General features: G+C 50.9%; 16 protein-coding genes. 6 read left to right on the top strand and 10 right to left on the bottom strand.

The features are described 5' to 3' along the window. Positions 1 to 13: 13 nt before the first annotated feature. The 10 genes from RJD28_03570 to RJD28_03525 all read right to left on the bottom strand — a co-directional run bounded on the left by RJD28_03570 (position 14) and on the right by RJD28_03525 (position 9,168). Positions 14 to 1,330: a TPM domain-containing protein gene (locus tag RJD28_03570; GenBank protein WNV58619.1), complete on the bottom strand. Its 1,317-nt coding sequence runs from the start codon at positions 1,328 to 1,330 to the stop codon at positions 14 to 16. A gap of 24 nt (positions 1,331 to 1,354) precedes the next feature. Further along, positions 1,355 to 1,534: a hypothetical protein gene (locus tag RJD28_03565; GenBank protein ID WNV58618.1), complete on the bottom strand. Its 180-nt coding sequence runs from the start codon at positions 1,532 to 1,534 to the stop codon at positions 1,355 to 1,357. Positions 1,535 to 1,560: 26 nt separating this feature from the next. Continuing rightward, the gene (locus tag RJD28_03560) at positions 1,561 to 2,469 is read right to left on the bottom strand and encodes a hypothetical protein (GenBank protein ID WNV58617.1); all 909 of its coding nucleotides are present in this window, start codon (positions 2,467 to 2,469) and stop codon (positions 1,561 to 1,563) included. 33 nt (positions 2,470 to 2,502) lie between these two features. Continuing rightward, positions 2,503 to 3,033, bottom strand: a complete 531-nt coding sequence (locus RJD28_03555) for a hypothetical protein (GenBank protein ID WNV58616.1) — start codon at positions 3,031 to 3,033, stop codon at positions 2,503 to 2,505. Positions 3,034 to 3,076: 43 nt separating this feature from the next. Then, on the bottom strand, positions 3,077 to 3,808 hold the full coding sequence (locus RJD28_03550; protein WNV58615.1) for a hypothetical protein: 732 nt from the start codon (positions 3,806 to 3,808) through the stop codon (positions 3,077 to 3,079). Between the two features lie 308 nt (positions 3,809 to 4,116). After that, positions 4,117 to 5,958, bottom strand: coding sequence for a DUF5067 domain-containing protein (locus RJD28_03545; protein ID WNV58614.1), 1,842 nt, complete (start codon positions 5,956 to 5,958; stop codon positions 4,117 to 4,119). Positions 5,959 to 5,986: 28 nt separating this feature from the next. Then, a complete protein-coding gene (locus RJD28_03540) occupies positions 5,987 to 6,328 on the bottom strand; it encodes a DUF5640 domain-containing protein (protein WNV58613.1) in 342 nt (113 codons plus the stop codon). Between the two features lie 32 nt (positions 6,329 to 6,360). Further along, the gene (locus RJD28_03535) at positions 6,361 to 7,230 is read right to left on the bottom strand and encodes a DUF4428 domain-containing protein (GenBank protein WNV58612.1); all 870 of its coding nucleotides are present in this window, start codon (positions 7,228 to 7,230) and stop codon (positions 6,361 to 6,363) included. Positions 7,231 to 7,285: 55 nt separating this feature from the next. Continuing rightward, a complete protein-coding gene (locus RJD28_03530; protein ID WNV58611.1) occupies positions 7,286 to 7,693 on the bottom strand; it encodes a hypothetical protein in 408 nt (135 codons plus the stop codon). A gap of 95 nt (positions 7,694 to 7,788) precedes the next feature. Continuing rightward, the gene (locus RJD28_03525; GenBank protein ID WNV58610.1) at positions 7,789 to 9,168 is read right to left on the bottom strand and encodes an SPFH domain-containing protein; all 1,380 of its coding nucleotides are present in this window, start codon (positions 9,166 to 9,168) and stop codon (positions 7,789 to 7,791) included. A 954-nt stretch (positions 9,169 to 10,122) separates the two neighbouring features. Between RJD28_03525 and RJD28_03520 the strand changes: the two genes are divergently transcribed. The 6 genes from RJD28_03520 (at position 10,123) to RJD28_03495 (ending at position 17,267) form a co-directional block, all read left to right on the top strand. Then, positions 10,123 to 11,739: a histidine kinase N-terminal 7TM domain-containing protein gene (locus RJD28_03520; protein WNV58609.1), complete on the top strand. Its 1,617-nt coding sequence runs from the start codon at positions 10,123 to 10,125 to the stop codon at positions 11,737 to 11,739. A gap of 153 nt (positions 11,740 to 11,892) precedes the next feature. Further along, positions 11,893 to 13,029 carry a hypothetical protein gene (locus tag RJD28_03515; GenBank protein ID WNV58608.1) on the top strand — a complete coding sequence of 379 codons (1,137 nt, stop codon included), beginning with the start codon at positions 11,893 to 11,895 and terminating at the stop codon, positions 13,027 to 13,029. Beyond that, positions 13,026 to 13,679 (top strand): response regulator transcription factor, encoded by a 654-nt coding sequence (locus RJD28_03510; protein WNV58607.1) that lies wholly within the window; start codon positions 13,026 to 13,028, stop codon positions 13,677 to 13,679. Before RJD28_03515 ends, RJD28_03510 begins: the two co-directional genes overlap by 4 nt. A gap of 107 nt (positions 13,680 to 13,786) precedes the next feature. After that, entirely contained in the window at positions 13,787 to 14,170 is a 384-nt protein-coding gene (locus RJD28_03505) for a hypothetical protein (GenBank protein ID WNV58606.1), read from the top strand. 141 nt (positions 14,171 to 14,311) lie between these two features. Next, positions 14,312 to 15,565 (top strand): extracellular solute-binding protein, encoded by a 1,254-nt coding sequence (locus tag RJD28_03500; GenBank protein WNV59553.1) that lies wholly within the window; start codon positions 14,312 to 14,314, stop codon positions 15,563 to 15,565. Positions 15,566 to 15,587: 22 nt separating this feature from the next. Next, on the top strand, positions 15,588 to 17,267 hold the full coding sequence (locus RJD28_03495; GenBank protein WNV58605.1) for a LuxR C-terminal-related transcriptional regulator: 1,680 nt from the start codon (positions 15,588 to 15,590) through the stop codon (positions 17,265 to 17,267). The last annotated feature ends 7 nt before the right edge of the window (positions 17,268 to 17,274 follow it).

Genomic DNA, 17,274 nt, shown 5'->3' with positions numbered 1-17,274 from the left:
AATTTGTTCCTCCTTAGAATTTCCCGCTGCGGCCCGAACCGCCGCCGCCGCTGCAACTGCTTGTATGGCCGCCGCCATCCGAACCTTCCCGTTCGATTTTGGTACGGGTTTGGGTTGTATGTGTGTAACGGTCATAACTGTCTGCCAGGCACAGCCCGTCCGGGGTAATATATTCGTTAGCCTGCACTTTCTGCCGGACATTATTCAGCTTCCGTCTCAGTGTCACACAGATCGCCAGTGCCACCAGACAGGACAGAAATACCATCAGCCCAATCCCCCACCAGGGGTTGGCCCGCACCGGATGTCCTGCATCCGCTTTGGCAAGATACTCATCGCATGCGTCCAGGTAGTGGGAAATGCCGCCATACCAGTCATCATTTCCGAAATCGCCCAAAAAGCATCCTTCCAGCTGCTCCTGTCCGTATTTGTTAAAGGCATATTCCGCAGTTTTACCGTAAACAAACATGGCATAATCCCGCTCCTCCATACTCAGAAGGATCATAATGCCATCCTGTCCGCTGCCCATTCCGAAACTGTTTTCTCCGGAATGATAGATCTGGGTAGTCACATCATAAACATCCCCGGAACCATAATCCTCATAGTCGTCCACAAGAACCGCATAGACACCGCAGCTATACCGCTGGGAAATGTTCCCGGCCCGCTGCTCCAGCTCCTGCCACTGGTCAAAGGGAAGCAGATCGCTGATGTCAAAGATATAATTCATCAGAATGCTGTCCGGGCTCTCTGCATCCTGTTCGAAGGACTCTTCCGTCATTCCATAACTGCCATCTCCCGATCCGAAAAGATCCTCCACGAATTCCGCCATCATGTTCACAGCGTGGGAAAGCGCCACAGCACTCACATCCATATCGCCTGACCATGCCCCGGATTCCTCTGACAAATAAGGCTCCATCACCTCGGTAAGATCATAAAGCCAATCCCCGTAGAGCAGATTTTCATCCGTACCGCCCAGATAGACACACCAGTCATCCTCAGCCAGTGTATACCCATCTTTGTAAGGCTGAAGCAGCAGGGTCAGGGTAATGCCGGAATGGTATTCCCCATAGCCATAACCATACTTTTCGTAAATGCCTTCCGCAGCATCAAATACTGTATCATAATCACTCTTCGTCAGAATATCTACCCGCAGGTCAACACCATACTGCTCTGTAAGCGCAGGCAGCGTGACCTCTCCTGCATGCTGCAGCGATTCCGACCCTAACTGCTCTGTTTCATCGTAAATCACGCCGTAATCTTCCGCTGCCGCAGCCGGAATACAGAAGCTCAGCGACAGCAGCACTGACAACGCAAAACATGTAAATTTCTTCATAGCCGCTCCCCCCTTATCTCTCATCTACAAAAGCGTAAATAAAACCGAGCTTACCACCGAGAGCGGCACGGCAATGGCGGCGAACAGCGCCCAGAATCTGCCGCGGCTCACGGGCAGTTCCCCTACCAGCCTGCCAGTCTGTCCGTTCATGGCAAACAGAAAATCTTTGCCATTCCACCTGGTGTTAAGCATCCAGACCGGCATGAGCGCATAGTGAACCTTCCCACGTTTCAGGGAGATGCTGCCCCCTTGGGCAGACAGGAATCGTATCCCTTTACGCTATCCCGCAATGCGGCAGCCAGTGTGTTCTCGCAGCGTTTGTCAGCCCGCTCCCTGCTCTGTTCCACTGTCACGTCAAACTTGTCGGCAAGAAAGCCGGGCAGGTACGCTGTGGAAAAAGGTCGCAGTTCCGAATAGTCATACGGTTCAATAGAATCCATGTAATCATCCGGCATCTTGCTGGACGCATCCACCGGAACCTTCTCAAACGTGACAGAACCGGAACGGAAAACATCATAATGTTCTGTCTCGGTGACCTCATAATTGCCGGAGCGGTATGTATGGGAACGGGTGGCTGCATACAGGGCATCGCCCTCTGCCTCACCATCAAACATCCAGAAGGGGACATAGACCCCTTTGATCTCCTGGATATGGTTCCCGGCAGTAAAGGATCCCGGCAAGAAAATCTTGCCTTTATAGTGCTTTTTCAGAGCTGCGACCGCATCTTCCTTACTGAGCCTGAACGGAAGCACAAAATCAGGCCGCAGTGTACCGCCGAACTGTCCCGGTACTATGTTTGGATTTCCGCAATAAGGGCAGGATGTGGCAGCAGTACTTTCATCACAGATCAGTTCTGCACCACAGGAAGGGCAGTTATAGACTTTCATTCCCGCGGCATCCTCGCCCCAGTCACCGTTCAGGCCGGAGGTGTCCCAGCCGTCACGGGCTTTCGCCTCTTCGTCCTGCGCATCCTCATGGGCTTTCACGGCCTGTTCTTCTTTCTGCTGATAAAGCGCCTCAATCTCGGAGATCTCATAGGCGCTCCCGCAGTAATCGCACTCCAGTTTCCCGGATTCCCCGACAAAATGCAATGGGCCTGTGCAGGCCGGGCACTGGTAATTTGTTACTTGTGAAGGCATCTTTTATCTCCCCTTTCCGGTTTTATTTTCTTCTCAGATCAGCTTAGAGCCGCAATATTCGCAGGACGAAGCCCATCCGGGCCGGATGACGTTCTTCCCGCCGCAATAAGGACAGACAACCGTTTTGTATTCCTCTTCCTGCGTAGCTTTGTCAAAGGCTGTCAGCATGATACGTTTGTTAGACATATCAAGGCTGATATTCTTTAAGTATTTTTTCTGGATCAAATGGCGCACCTTGCGTTCCACATTCTTTCCGCCGATGGCGCCGGAGAGCCGGTCAAAAGAAATCTCCGGTTCAGGGCTGGCGTAAAAGCATTCTGCCAGCCGATGGGCAAGCCGGCTGTCGCTCTGGCGGCAGATCGGACCAAACGTGCCTTTCCAGATACACAGCACACCCATGGAAAGCATGAACAGCTCCGCAAGCACACTGCCCAGGTCAAACTCCAGATCAACCCCGAAAACCGATGACCCGATGAGCACACCCAAAAGGGCGAATGCCGCCATACGGATCAGTTCCCCCGTCCTGTAGCCCAACCGGACATTTTCCGTTAAATAAAGTTCCATATTGAACCTCCTCAATCAAATGTTTCACAATGGCAGTGTCCGCTTAGTCTTCACGGACTTCCTCTGCCGCAAGGCGATAAAATGCATCGGTCAGCTCACTCCCCGCATCGATCGGGGCATAGACAGAGCGGCCGTCTGTAAAGGTAAAGGACGTCCGGTATATCGTTTCATCAAGGACGTATATCCCATCGTCCGGCGGTTCTTTATACTCGCTCACGCTTGCAACGAGCCGCTGCTCCTTTACAATACGCAGGATTTCCTTTGCATCTTCCTCTCCGATCCGTTGGTTTTCCACTTCCGTGTGGACCCCACCGGAATCGACCACCGCATCAAAGGAAAAGAACCAGTCATCTCCCTCCTTTTCGATGTCAAACGAATAGGAACCAAACTGATCCATACTGCTGCTATAGACGGAAACACCACTGATCTCAACCTTTTCGGCAGCCCCGTAGTACTTGTCGGCAAGGGCATAGAGACAGGCAAGCGTCTGATCACCGCATGCGGTTTTCTTATCTATCCTGCTTCCGTCAGAGAATGTTATGCCGGAGCTTCGCATCGGCGCATCAGATATGTGAAAAAGGTGTTTCGGCTCACGGTATTTCCTGAGTCGTTTTATCTCACCATCCTCGCGGATGACTTCAAGAAATCCTTCTGCATCTTCCGCCGGGATGCGGAAAGAACCAAACGATGTGTAATGCTCCTTTTGGCTTCCCACATAGCAGCTTGCAGAAAAGAACCAGTTCTCATCTTCCTTTTGCAGTGCAAAAGAATACACAGGGAATCTTTCCGTGCCGTAATCAGACGCATGGAACGAAACAATCTCATCGACCGTGTATTTTTCGTTTCCGCTGCATCCGGAAAGTCCGAAAACCATCGAAAGGACTGACACAATAACCATTATCTTACATACCATTTTCTTTTTCATTGTTCATAAAACCGTCTGCCCACCTTTCATTTTTCCCGGCTACCCTGCCGCTGTGCATCTCCCGGTCCCATCATCGTCATAGCACTCCCGCCCCTGACCGGGGCGGGAGTCGGTCACATATAACCGTCACCTGTTTTCTTTCCTGCAAAAGACCTGCACTACTGAAATTTCATGTTGGTAAGAATGATGTCCGGCATCGTGCCCTCGACACAGTCCATATTCCGCAGACCGATGGAAAAGGCACGGGTGTCGTCAATCTGTGCGATATACTGGATCCATTCATAACCGATGTACTTATAGGTGCGTCCATGGAAGGTGATGCCGCCGATGACGCGGTCTTCAATATCCTGATAGTTTTCGAATTTTTCCTTGTAATAATCGAAATCCTCCACCTTTTCCCTGACCTCAAACTGGATGGTGCCCGCGCCGAATGCAGTGGGATCATCGTTTTCCACCAGACATCGACCACTCTCGTCAAAGGACCAGCCACTTTCCGGAATGGTTGTCTTGACCGTTACATTGATCTCATCGTGGGCAAACATGGCGATCTTTGCAGAAAAGTCCTTCATTACAGCGTTTGCGGAGGCGGCCTTATTTGCTTCGGCAGCTTCGGCCTTTACGATGTCAAGATACTTCTCAATGGCTTCCTCGCTTGAAAAGCCGCTGGTGTTGTAGGCGCTCACTTCATAAACGCCAGTCTCCTCCTCCTTGAAATTGACATAGATAAAATGTGAGTCATTGTCCGCAGAGATCCACTTATAGTACCGGTAGTTCGCCTTCATATGGTCGCTGTACTCTTCCTTTTCAAACAAACCTTCCACGCCGAAGTAAGCAACAAGCTCCTCGTAGGTAGTGTCAAAAATATTTCTGTTGACCTCGTTCATCCAGACATAGCCCTTTTGCACCTGCTCTTCCGTCACGATGCCGTCCCCTCCGGCCATATCCGTGCCCGGATTCGACGCGGGTGCATCTGCATTGATGCTGTCCGGCATAGACTTGCCTGCCTCGATCATTGGCAGGTACCAGTCCGTGTAAGAATAGGGAAGGAAATCTTCTCCCGCATCATCCCAGTAAAGTCCCCACGGACGCAGATAAATCTCATAGTGATACTCGTCGTCACCATCTTCATACCAGCCGTCAATACAGATCATGTTATCCCGTTCCATCAGACCGGGGTCAACAATCCAGTCTGCATGTTCCAGTGCAACATTGGTAAACCAGCCGCCCTCGGACATCATCGTGCCGTGCTCGCCGGTTCCGGACGTATTCAGGCTGACCTGCGCCGAAGCCATGGGTTCTGCCTTTGTGTAGCTCTCGTCCCACAGCGTAACGGTACCGGTAGAATCTGCACCAATGTCGATCACGCCGCAGACGTCCCACCACTGTCCTTCCATGCTCTCATAATAACCGGAGCAGCCGGTCATCTGCCACCAGCCGTACCAATCGCCGTTCCACCAGTCAAGCAGTGTCTCCTCATCCCCATCAGATGACGCAGCTTTCGATCCGATATTGGTGGCTGTTTCCCGGCTAAGTGTGGACGGATCGATGGTGATGCTGCCGTTTTTGCTGCCGAGCAGCTCCTCGAAGGTCACCTTGATCTCACTGGTCGTGTCCTTCAGCACGAAGGCCGTCTTCACCTCCAGGGTTGCACCCGGAGCAATTTCCTTGAACTGGTCGTCTATCACCGTAGTAAAGGCATCGTAGTCGGTAACGATAGACGCAATGTCCAGTTCAACACCATTCTGCATGGCCGTTTCATCAACGCTCCACAGATAAGAGGCATTTTCCTTGCTGTTGTTTGTAAAGTCCAGCGTCAGAACAACTGCATCATTTTGATCTGAATCCTCCACAATACATGCGCTCTTATAAAGCAGTTCATAATCGCCGATCTTGATCAGGTTCGAGTCTCCCGGCGACTTGTTTTTGCCGCAGGCGGCAAGGCTGAACAGCAGCAGTGCCGCAAGAAGCAAACATAAAAGTTTCTTCTTTGTTTGTCTCATAATTCCCTCCCAATTTTACAGAAAATCACTATTTTTTCTCGAAGGTTCCACTGATGCCGTAGCCGGAATTTTCGCTCATGGTGAGATTGCTGCCATCCACAGAAAACGTGTAAACAGACGGATCGCTCCAGCTTTCCAGCGTTACCGTAAGCTGGTCATCCTCAATGCTATAGGTGCCATCCTGTTTCATGTAGGCATTCTCCATGGTGCATTTGCCTTTCCCGTCAAACATCCATGTGATAACGCCGTCATCCCCCAGGTCAGCTGACCAGGTACCTGCAAGGGCATCCTTGTTGCCTCCACAGGCCGTCAGACTCAGAACCATCATGAGTGCCAAAAGAAGTGCTATCATCTTTTTTGATATTTTCATTGTCATCCTCCTCCTTTGTGTTTTGTAGTGTCTTATCCATTGACAGCGCCGCCGCAAAATTCACAGCAGCCGCTGGCATCTGGTGTGGTGGTAGCTCCGCAGAACGGACAGGTTACTGCCGTTTTCGGAGCTGCAGCTGCGGCCGCTTCATTTCTTACCTGTTCCCGAACCTGGAGCAAGGCATCCCGGATCTCCTGCCCCATCTCCTCATACTGCCGGTACTCCACGCTGGCGCGTACTTCTTCTGCGTTGGAGACAGGTACACCGACCCTCATACCGCCACCCACAGGTGCTCTGCCGGCCATACCGGGCCGGGTGCCGCCGCGCATCGGGCGAACAGCATCCGGTCCATCCAGCAGGGTTTCTGCATCATTGTCCACCGCGGAATCGTTCAGCTGAAAGCGGATTTCATTAAAGTAAGGATTGTTGACATTGATCACGATATAGAAATTATAGGAATACGCATACCGACAGGGCGTAAAGCTTTGCCGTTTCCCTTCCGCGTCTCTATACTCAATCTCGGTTTTTCTCTCGTCGATATCCAGCTTACATCCGGTCACATCAGAAAAGGCCAGTACATCCGGATTGGCATCCGCCAGATTTCGGCTTGCAGTGACCATAAACAGCCCTGCGTCCTCATCCAGGAGCACTTTGGTGTCCTCTCCCAGCGTGCGGGTGATATGAAAAGCGGCAACCTTTTCCTTATTCGCTTCCCGATAAGCCAGCTGCTCTTTGATTTCCTCCACGGTACTCTGCCTCCGGTCATTAAACCAGGGGGAGAGCTTTGCCGCACAGTTCTTGCAGCAGTTCCCGTCCTCCAGCTTTCGGTTGCCCAGCAACCCGATCTCGCCGCCGCAGATGGCGCATTCCTTTTTCTCAAACAGTTTTCCGAACAATGCCATAATCAATTTACCTCCTATTTATGAAACGGTATAAGCCGCCTTTTCTTTCTGATGATCACACCTGTGCGTCATTTTTCATCTGGACAGCACCATAGATGTACAGGCCGGGTACAAGCAGGTTCAGGATCAGGCTGGTGATATTAAACTTTCCTCCGCCGGCAACGCCGATGATCATAGAAATGATACTTAAGACGGCAATGATCACGCCCCACTTGATGCAGGCTGCCGCTTTGTGCGGCGCGTTACAGGCTCCGACGCCCTTGATGCCTGCGATAAATTCGATGACAGATGCCAGTGTCAAAATCAGGGCGCTGGCATAGAGCAGGCCGGTACCTTCGGTGCTCTCCATGAACGCCGCCAGGGCGCTGATGCCAAGAATGGCAATGACACCCCCAATGGCACCGATGACACCACAGATAATCATGAGAATAGAAGTAACCTTCAAAAATTTTTGACCTTTCATATGTAATATCCTCCTATCTTATGTTTTTGTTTGTTTGGTTGATCGTTTCAGGTGTTATGTCTGTTCGTCCGGCAGCCGCAGGCGCCCTATGCTTTTTATTGGATGTCGCCGTCGTCAAACGGATCTCCGCACTCCGGACAGAACTTGGGCGGATGGGTGGGATCGTCCGGCTCCCAGCCGCACTTGTCACACTTGTACTGGGGTACCCCGGCCGGCTTGGGCTTGCCGCATTCGACACAGAATTTTCCTTTATTCAACGTTCCGCAGGAGCAGGTCCATCCTATGCTGTCCACGGGTCTGGGGCTCCCGCACTCCGGACAGAATTTCCCTGTTGCTGTAGCCCCACAGGAGCACTTCCATCCTCCCCCTGCCGGATCAGACTGCTGCTGCGGCGTCTGCTGCTGTGGCGGCATCTGCTGCTGCGGTGCCTGCTGCTGTGGCGGCATCTGTTGCTGCGGCGCCTGCTGCTGACCCATCTGGAAAAGGCTTTGTGCATTCATACCGCCGGCCTGACCGGCCATCCCCACGCCCATGAAGGCCATGGCGGGACCGGCATTGGTATTCGCAGCTGCCGCCTGCATGGCACCGGCCTGGGCCCCGACAAGATGGGCTGCCGCACGTGTGGGATCCATGAAAGCCACATTGCGCTGCAGTTCCTTGATCATCTTTTCGTCTTCCTCGTTGGCCTTGACGCTGGAAACGCCGAAGGAGACGATTTCAAGTCCCCGCAGATCCCGCCACTTTGCAGACAGCTCCTGGTTCAGTGCTTCTGCCAGCTCCGTGGTATGGCCTGGCAGGGCAGAGTAGCGGATACCCATCTCACTGATCCTGGCAAAAGCGGGCTGAAGTGCCGTCAGCAGTTCGGTTTTCAGCTGACTGTCAATGGTTCCGCGGTCAAAATCCGCTTCCACATTGCCGCAGACGTTGGTGTAGAACAGCAGCGGATTTGCCACCCGGTAAGAATACTCCCCAAAGCAGCGAATGGCGATATCAATGTCGATTCCCGCCCGCTGGTCCACGACCCGGAAGGGTACAGGCGAGGGTGTCCCATACTTATTCCCTATGATCTCCTTGATGTTAAAGTAATACACCCTTTGATCCTTGGGCGCCTCACCGCCAAAGGTAAAGCGCTTGCCAATGTTCTGGAATACCTGATCGATACTCTCACCCAGATCACCCGAGAAAATACTGGGTTCCGTAGAGGTGTCATAAGTAAATTCGCCCGGTTCAGCACACACCTCCACTACCTTGCCCTGCTCTACGATCATCATGCACTGGCCGTCGGCCACAGCGATCACAGAACCGTTGGTGATAATATTCTCGCTGCCCTTGGTATTGACGGAGCGTTTGGATGTTCGTTTCTGTCCCTTAACTGCCAGCACATTGGCTGGAATTGCCTCACAGTAAAAATACTCTTTCCACTGATCAGCCAGCACACCGCCGGCAGAGCCTAATGCCGCTTTTATAAGTCCCATCGTTGCATCCTTCCTTTCATGTTTCATCTTGCTTCATTGACGTTTAAAATGCTTTCATTTTTTCATTTGCGCTTTGCTGTGAGCATTGTCCCGCACTGGGGGCAGAAAATTGCGTTGTCAGAAAGTACAGTTTCACATACCGGACAGCGACGGTGCAAATTAAGATATACCTGGTAAAGCGTTTTCCGGGGAAGCCGGCTGCCGCATTCTCCACAGATTTGCTTCTCCGCGGGGACGATCGCACCACAATTGGCACAGACTTTCAGCTGCTTCATCGTTTCCGGGCCAAATCCGTATTGCTTCATGCTCTCCATGCGGATCTGTTCCATTTGCTGCCTTGTCATCTCATGACCCATCTCCTCCGTATTGAAGCCGTTTGCCGCAGCGCGGACAAAATATTCCTGCGGAAGTAATCTCTTTGCCGCAGTAGGCGCAGTAACGGGGAAAATTTTCCCACGGCGCACATTCCACACATTCCGCTACATCTGCGTTATACATGGCATTTGATACCCATTTTCCGCACTTGTGGCATCGGTTAAAATATTTCCTTGCATCCTCCCAGGCAATTTCTACTTCCTGCTCCTGTGTTTCTGCGCGGACAGGCCCGGACGTATACAACAATGCACCTGCTATGTCACAAAAAAAACTGTACCGATTGCCCCCTGCATCAGCGATCACCCGATAGTGTGCTGTTTTATGAGCAAGCGCCATCAAATCCCTCCTTTCTTTTCTGCCTCTCGATAAAGTCATGGTTGTATGGTATAATATCTGAAATAGATTTAATCTGTACTCACAATTTAAGCAATTTTCGCACTTTTGTCCCCACCCCAAACCCCTCAAAAGGGTAGGATGAAATAAAAAAAACGGGCAGGATGAGTAAAAAATCCCGATCCCGTCCAAAACCCGGTCCGAAAATGCTGCAAATGCAAATGAGATACAAAGGAAGATACCGTGATGAGTTTTATATTGTCAGCCACGCTGGTCATCTGTGCCATCCTCGCCCGCATTCCGGGGAAATTTAATATTCTTCTTGTACCGCTGGGTCTGATCCGCACGATGATTTATATCGGCCTGTATATTGGCTGGGGGCTCTCCGTCAGCCACCGCATTTTACAGACACAAGTACGCCGCTATATGATTGGCGTTTCATTTCTGACTGTTTTCTGGTTTGTTGTACGGTCAGTAAAATATTTTTTTGTGACGGATCCTGTTGTGATCCGGTATCTATGGTACTGGTACTATTGCCCGATGCTGCTCATCCCTTTGCTTTCCGTGTTTGTTGCCATGTCTCTGGGCAAGCCGGAAAACTACCGTTTACCGAAATGGGCGAGGCTGTTATATGTTCCCACCCTGTTTTTTCTGCTGCTGGTGCTGACAAACGATCTCCATCAGCTCGTTTTTTCCTTCCCGGCCGGATCAGTATGGAGCGATGCAGATAACGGATATGCATACGGATATTATCTTGTCATGGGATGGATCATTGCCTGTGCGCTGACCGCATTTATGATCATGCTCATCAAATGCCGGGTGGCCCAAAGGAGAAAATACTTACCGGCACTTCTGCTGTCCTGCTCTATCATATACGCCTTTATCTATGCCAGCGGCGCCAGATGGATGCAGGTGATAGGAGGGGACCTTACAGCGGCGCAATGCCTGATGTTTATAGCCATATTGGAAAGCTGTATCCAGTGCGGATTGATCCAGACCAATACCGGCTATGACGAGATATTTAAGGCAGGAACCTTCCGCGCCCAGATCACTGACCATGACCATAAGGTCTGTTATGCCTCCGCAGATCCGCCCATGCTTTCTGCGCAGGTTATGTGTGCGGCAGACAGAGGCCCTTTCAACCTCGACAAACATACTCTGCTGAAAAGCTGCCCCATCAAAGGCGGTCATGTATATTGGCAGGAAGATATCACGGAAATCACTGCCCTGCTTGAAAAGCTGGAAGAAAACAGGGAAGCCATTGCAGAAAGCAACCACCTGGAGCAGGAAAATTATCGTATCAAGCTGGAGATCCACACCCTGCGGGAAAAAAACCGGCTCTATGATCTTTTGCAGAAAGAAACCGCCCGTCAGATCCGTTTACTGAACGACCTGTTTTCCCGGTATAACGAAGAAGAACATCCTAAAGAGCGCCGCCGTCTGCTTGCAAAGATTACCGTGATCGGCGCTTACATCAAACGCAAAGGCAATCTGATCTTTATCCGTGAAAAAACGGAAACCACCGACACCACAGAGCTGGCCCTGTGTATAGAGGAATCCTTTGCCAATCTGAAACTGACAGGTGCAGAATGCGAAGCGGACATACCCGGGGGCAGTAAAATCTCTACCCGGGATGCGATCCTGATCTACGACTTTTTTGAGGAAGTGATGGAGACCGCCATAGATGATCTGCGCTTTGTCTGGCTGAAAGCGCGTATTCTTACAGATTCCATCATTCTCCGTCTGGAGGTGGAGTGTGAAAGCTCCCTTGCAGATTTTCGGAATATCTGCGAAAGCTGCTCATTTGAAGATGGCGTATGGTGCCTGATTCTCCGCATCGGAAAGGCAGGTGGACAAACATGACTACATTTTATGCAGCCTCTGAAACAGAACAGTCCGCATGGATGATCTGCCTGTTCTTTGCTTTGCTGTTGGACGTATTTCTTTTTTCTTACATCCCTTGACCGGAGCGGACGCAGATGGAACAGGCTTTTCAATATCGGGATATTTATCGCTTTGCTGATCCTCCTGTGCACTGCCGGGGATGCCTTTCACAAAACGGCAGCCGGACTTCCTGCACATCCCCGGCTTCCGTTCCCCATGTGGTTGCTGTGGTGCATCGCCGGCATGGCAGGCACTTTGCTTCTCGGTCAGTCTGCCGTCTTCATCCATGAAAAAGACCGGACACTCAGTCGCAATTCCGTAAAACAGGCCATGGATATGCTGCCCAGTGCCGTCTGCTATTTCACCCCTTCAGGTGCACTCAAGCTGTGCAATCTGCAAATGTACCGTCTGTTCCGCATACTGGCGCACAGCGACCTCCAGCAGTTCCATGAATTGCAGCAGGCGTTTACGGCGTGTGACCGGAAAAGCAGTGTTGTCAGGCTCCCGGAGGAAGTGCCGTCCTATCTGTTCCCCGATGGCAAGGTCTGGCGTTACTCTCAGACAGAAATAACGGTGCCGGATGGCACCGTTTACATGAAGGTAGTCTTTTCAGATGTGACTGAGCTTTACGAAAAGGGACAAAAGCTCAGGGAACAGACTGCACAGCTGAAGAAATTCTCCCGTGATTTAAAGGTTCTTTCGGACAATGTACTGACCCTTACAAAGGAGGCGGAAGTCTTGTCGGCAAAGACCAGGCTGCACGACCAGATGGGGGCGGGGATCATCGCTATGCGGCAGATTTTGCAGCAGGATCAGGTGTCCCGGGAAGCCGCAGACAGTCTTCTGTTGTTTCAGAAAGCGATCAGAGCCATTAAAAATGACGATGAATCCCCTCAGGAATGCAGTATGCTAGCGGAATTTTTGCAGGATGCCGCGACCATCGGTGTAAAGGTAGAACTGACCGGTGAAATGCCAAAGCAGGGGGAAATCTATCGCATATTTGTGATCGCCATGCGGGAGTGTCTGACCAACAGCGTCCGCCATGCGGACGCAACGTCCCTTTCCGTCATTGCCCGGCAGGATGGGCGCAACAGTTGCCTGTGTATCACAAATAACGGAATTCCCCCAAAAGGCGCCATTGTACCAAAAGGCGGATTACGCAATCTCCACCGCCATGTTTCGAATTCAGGCGGTACGATGGAGCTCCGGTGGACTCCGGCCTTTGCGCTGACGATCACCATACCCACAGAAAAGGAGGCGGCAGAATGAAGCAGGTGCTCATTGTAGAAGATCAGCGGATGCCCAGAAAATATATGGAAAGTATGATCTCTGACAGTAAATATTATGCCCTTGCAGCCAGTATCAGCGGTGCAGATGTTGCACTCGCCTATTGTAAGCGGCAGATGATCGATCTGATCCTGATGGATGTATGCACTTCCGGAAACAAGGATGGCATTGAAGCCTCGGCTGAGATCAAAGCGGCGTTCCCTGACATAAAGATTATCATTGTCACATCCATGGTCGAGGCCGGTTTCCTGGAAAGGGCAAAAGCTGCAAAGGTTGACAGCTTCTGGTACAAAGATTTAAGTCCCGAAGATCTGCTGGATGTCATTGACCGCACGATGGCGGGAGAACAGATCTTCCCCCGGGAAACACCACCGGTGAAATTGGGGCTTGTAAGCAGCACCGACCTGACAGCAAAAGAGATCCAGGTACTGCGCCTGGTTTGCGACGGTCTGGAATACAGTGAGATCGCCCGGGCTCTTTCTATCACAGAACGGACTGTGAAATATCATGTTTCCAACATTCTGCAGAAAACCGGCTATGCCAACAAAACCCGTCTTGCCATAGCAGTCACAGGCAAAAAATTTATTATTCCGAGCCTCCCGGAGGATCTGGATCCCGACATCACCGGATAACAGTGCAGACCGTTTATCACCTGTACCCGGGGACAGTGTGCGAAAGTGGCTTTTTTGCTATACTGGTAATATCAAAGGATTCAAAATGACTGACAGGAGGCCGCTTTATGCGAAGAATCGTTATTGATATGCAAAATATCCTGTTTGCAGATGCCGTAGCCGAAGCCCTGCGCAACTTTGATTCCGATCTGGAACCGTTCATGAGCGAGAACCCCGACAAAACGCTGTCTCTGTGTGATACTGTGCTTGCAAATGTCCTGATCATGGAGGTCACCACATACCCATCCCGGACGCTGGAAGAACGGCTGAAAATCCGAAACGCCCTGAAACGGAAGCATCCGGATTGCAAAATCGTGCTGGTGGTGGATGAAAATACAGAGAGGAAACTGGCTGACAGGGTGCGTCAGGCCAAAAAGGACGGTCTGGTGGATAATTTTATTTACGGCTCTGTTTCTTCCAGCTATCTCTCTGCTGTCATTGATGCACTTTAGAAAAGAAATGACGGCGGGCCGAATCGAAGACAGGAGGGTACCAACATAAAAAGAATATTCATTTTAGTTCTCACCATGATACTTCTGGTGAGCATGACAGGCTGCGGTAATAAAACCGCAAAGGATCCCGTCACATTGACCATGTGGCATGTCTATGGAAGTCAGACAGAATCACCGCTCAATGCGTTGATCGATGAATTTAACCAGACAAAGGGGAAAGAAAACGGCATTGTAGTTTCTGTTGTTTCCGTCACAAATTCCTCTGCGATCGATGATGCGCTGATCGCCTCTGCCCATAATGATCCGGGGGCGGTTTCCATGCCGGATCTGTTCACAGCCTATCCACGGGTGGCCGAAGAAATCGGGCCTGACAGGCTTCTGGATTGGGACGGATATCTTTCGGAGAAGGAACGCTCCGCCTATGTGGATGCATTTCTGGAAGAAGGCATCATAGATGGACGTCTGGTTATGCTGCCCATCGCCAAATCGACAGAGCTGCTGTTCCTGAACAAAACGATCTTCGACCGTTTTTCCGCAGACACAGGCGCATCAGCGGACGATCTTCTCCATTTTGAGACCCTTTTCGATCTGTGCTGCCGATATTATGACTGGTCAGACGGGGCACAGATGTTTCAGATCAATGACTTCTACCATTACTTCCTGGTCAATATCGCCGGGCGGGGCGGACAGTTCATCCGGGACGGGAAGCCGGATTGCAGCAGCGAAGAATTTGCACAAACCTATCTGCCAATGGCCCGGGCGGCAATCTATGGCGGACTGTGCACCGGGGACGGCTATGCTTCTGACCGCTGGAAGACTGCCGAGGTGATCAGCAATATCGGTTCTACGGCAGGAATGCTGTATCTGCGGGACTATGTGACCTATCAGGATAATACCACAGAAGAAATCGAAACAGCGGTGTATCCTTACCCGGTCTTTTCCGACGCCTCACCGGTGGCCATACAAAGGGGATCCGGTTTGTTTGCCATGAAAAGCGAAGATGAGAGGAAGAATGAAGCTGCCGCAGTTTTCGGAAAATGGATCACAGAGAATGAACATAATCTGGACTTTGCAACTGCTTCCGGCTACCTGCCGGTTACAGAAGATGCCTTTTCCACACTCTTCTCTGACATGGGAATTGTTGAAAATAAGAAATTCCAGATGCTTTATAAAGCAGTGGATCAAATGTATGGTTCCTACACTTTTTCTCCTTTGCCGCTGTATAACGCTTCCGGCGAAACACAGTCGCGGTTTGAGGAAACCGTGAAGAACATATTATCGATTGCCCACCGGGACTATATCAGCCGCACAGAACACGGAGATGACCCGGAATCGGTTATGCAAGAGCTCCTTGACTCTTCGCTTTCGGAAATCCGGGAAGCCACAGCACATTGACACACACAAAGGGGGCAGAACTATGCTGCTACGCCTGAAAGAAATGAAAGCCGCACTGGCGGCAGCGCAAACGCAGGGAGTTTCCATGCGCCGCCGCCTGATGATCTACCTTTTTACCATCATCGTTTTTTTCGCACTCCTGATCGTTATACTGCTGCTCCTTTTCGGCGCCATCACTCCCATCGGATATGAGATTGAGCGGGCTTTGGACAATCAGCTGAAGAACTCTGCGAATCTCCTGGAACGTCAGGGCAACGATCAGGCTGCCTACGCACTTGATTTTTCCCAACAGATAACAGAAGCGGTCAGAAATGAACTGACAGATGCCGGGATTACCTTCGACCAGCTGCGCAATCATCCCGATGCTCTGGAATCCATGCAAAACAAGCTCTTTGAGATCGTCAACAGCCATATGCTGCTTACACCCTGCAGCGGCGCATTTTGCTTTTTGAACACAACTGTCAACGATACCCTGCCCGATAAAAGCTATAGCGGGCTGTATCTGAAGTTTGCGAATCTTTATGCAGAAAACACCATTCATAATGATGTTTGCCTTTTTCGTGGATTTCCCACTGTCGCGCGGAAAAAGAATATGAATCTCCACAGCACATGGCAGTTAGAAACACAGACGGAGGCGTTTCCGGAAATTGACGGATTGATGTCCGGCAAAAGCGGGAATCTTTCTGAATCCTGGTTTCTTACATCTGTTTATCAACTGCCCGACACCTGGGAAAGTGTCCGTTTTCTCTGTATACCCGTTTTAGATCCTGACGGAGTCACAATAGGTGTATGCGGCTTTGAGATCAGCAGTCTGTATTTTTCACTTTCTCACAAAACGATGGGAAGCGGACAGGCACATATCTTTTGCGCCTTGCTGACAGAAGAATCGGATCATTATGCAGGCCAGGTTGCAGGAAATCAATCCGGCTATTTCCCGCTGGTTGAAAATACTTTTTTCCTTGATGACAGGAAACCTCTGACGATCTTCCATAGCGGGAATACCAAATTTATCGGTAAAATCCAGAAACTGAAAATAGGAACGACGCCCCATCTGGTTGCCGTTATGCTCCCTGCCACGGAATACCAGGCGCTTATACGGACGGCACAGCTTAAAATTGCCGCATTTTTGTTCATTGCCTTTCTGGCCACGTTGGTCTCCGTTCTCTGGTGCAGCAAAAAATATGTTGCACCCATCTTACAGGGCCTGGAACAGATTAAGACCAGCACAGACCGGGCACAGGGCGAATCCCACGTTCTGGAAATCGAGGATCTCTTTGCTTTCCTCGCAGAGCAGGACCGGGCACATGAGGCAACTTTATCCTCTTTACAGCAGGAGCGGCTGGAAGCGCAGAGCAGGCAGGAGCGGCTGCAAAGCAAACTGGAACAGGCCAGCAATGATCTTGGATCTGCGCAGGCAGAAATTGCCCGGCTTGCCTATTCCAGAAAACAGGAGATCGATCCCGATGATTTTCAATATTTCTGGGAGGGGATCAGTCAGCTCACTCCGACAGAAAGGAAGGTCTTTGATCTGTATCTTGAAGGAAAAAATGCAAAAGAGATTCTTGCGATCCTGGGCGTGACAGAAAACACATTAAAATTCCACAACAAAAATATCTACAACAAGCTGGGCGTTTCATCCCGCAAACAGCTCCTTCGTTATGCCACTTTACTGAAGCAGCAGGAGGGAAAGGAACAGCAATAACGTTCCC

Source organism: Oscillospiraceae bacterium NTUH-002-81, assembly GCA_032620915.1.
Classification (GTDB): Bacteria; Bacillota; Clostridia; order Lachnospirales; family Lachnospiraceae; genus JAGTTR01.
The sequence above is the reverse complement of the archived record's forward strand: the minus strand, read 5'-3'. Positions and strand labels throughout refer to the sequence as shown.

Bases quoted from the DNA above. Each gene is read 5' to 3' on its own strand.
- RJD28_03570 (WNV58619.1), bottom strand. From the start codon at position 1,330: ATGAAGAAATTTACATGTTTTGCGTTGTCAGTGCTGCTGTCGCTGAGC.
- RJD28_03565 (WNV58618.1), bottom strand. From the start codon at position 1,534: ATGCCGGTCTGGATGCTTAACACCAGGTGGAATGGCAAAGATTTTCTG.
- RJD28_03560 (WNV58617.1), bottom strand. From the start codon at position 2,469: ATGCCTTCACAAGTAACAAATTACCAGTGCCCGGCCTGCACAGGCCCA.
- RJD28_03555 (WNV58616.1), bottom strand. From the start codon at position 3,033: ATGGAACTTTATTTAACGGAAAATGTCCGGTTGGGCTACAGGACGGGG.
- RJD28_03545 (WNV58614.1), bottom strand. From the start codon at position 5,958: ATGAGACAAACAAAGAAGAAACTTTTATGTTTGCTTCTTGCGGCACTG.
- RJD28_03540 (WNV58613.1), bottom strand. From the start codon at position 6,328: ATGAAAATATCAAAAAAGATGATAGCACTTCTTTTGGCACTCATGATG.
- RJD28_03535 (WNV58612.1), bottom strand. From the start codon at position 7,230: ATGGCATTGTTCGGAAAACTGTTTGAGAAAAAGGAATGCGCCATCTGC.
- RJD28_03530 (WNV58611.1), bottom strand. From the start codon at position 7,693: ATGAAAGGTCAAAAATTTTTGAAGGTTACTTCTATTCTCATGATTATC.
- RJD28_03525 (WNV58610.1), bottom strand. From the start codon at position 9,168: ATGGGACTTATAAAAGCGGCATTAGGCTCTGCCGGCGGTGTGCTGGCT.
- RJD28_03520 (WNV58609.1), top strand. From the start codon at position 10,123: ATGAGTTTTATATTGTCAGCCACGCTGGTCATCTGTGCCATCCTCGCC.
- RJD28_03510 (WNV58607.1), top strand. From the start codon at position 13,026: ATGAAGCAGGTGCTCATTGTAGAAGATCAGCGGATGCCCAGAAAATAT.
- RJD28_03505 (WNV58606.1), top strand. From the start codon at position 13,787: ATGCGAAGAATCGTTATTGATATGCAAAATATCCTGTTTGCAGATGCC.
- RJD28_03500 (WNV59553.1), top strand. From the start codon at position 14,312: ATGTGGCATGTCTATGGAAGTCAGACAGAATCACCGCTCAATGCGTTG.
- RJD28_03495 (WNV58605.1), top strand. From the start codon at position 15,588: ATGCTGCTACGCCTGAAAGAAATGAAAGCCGCACTGGCGGCAGCGCAA.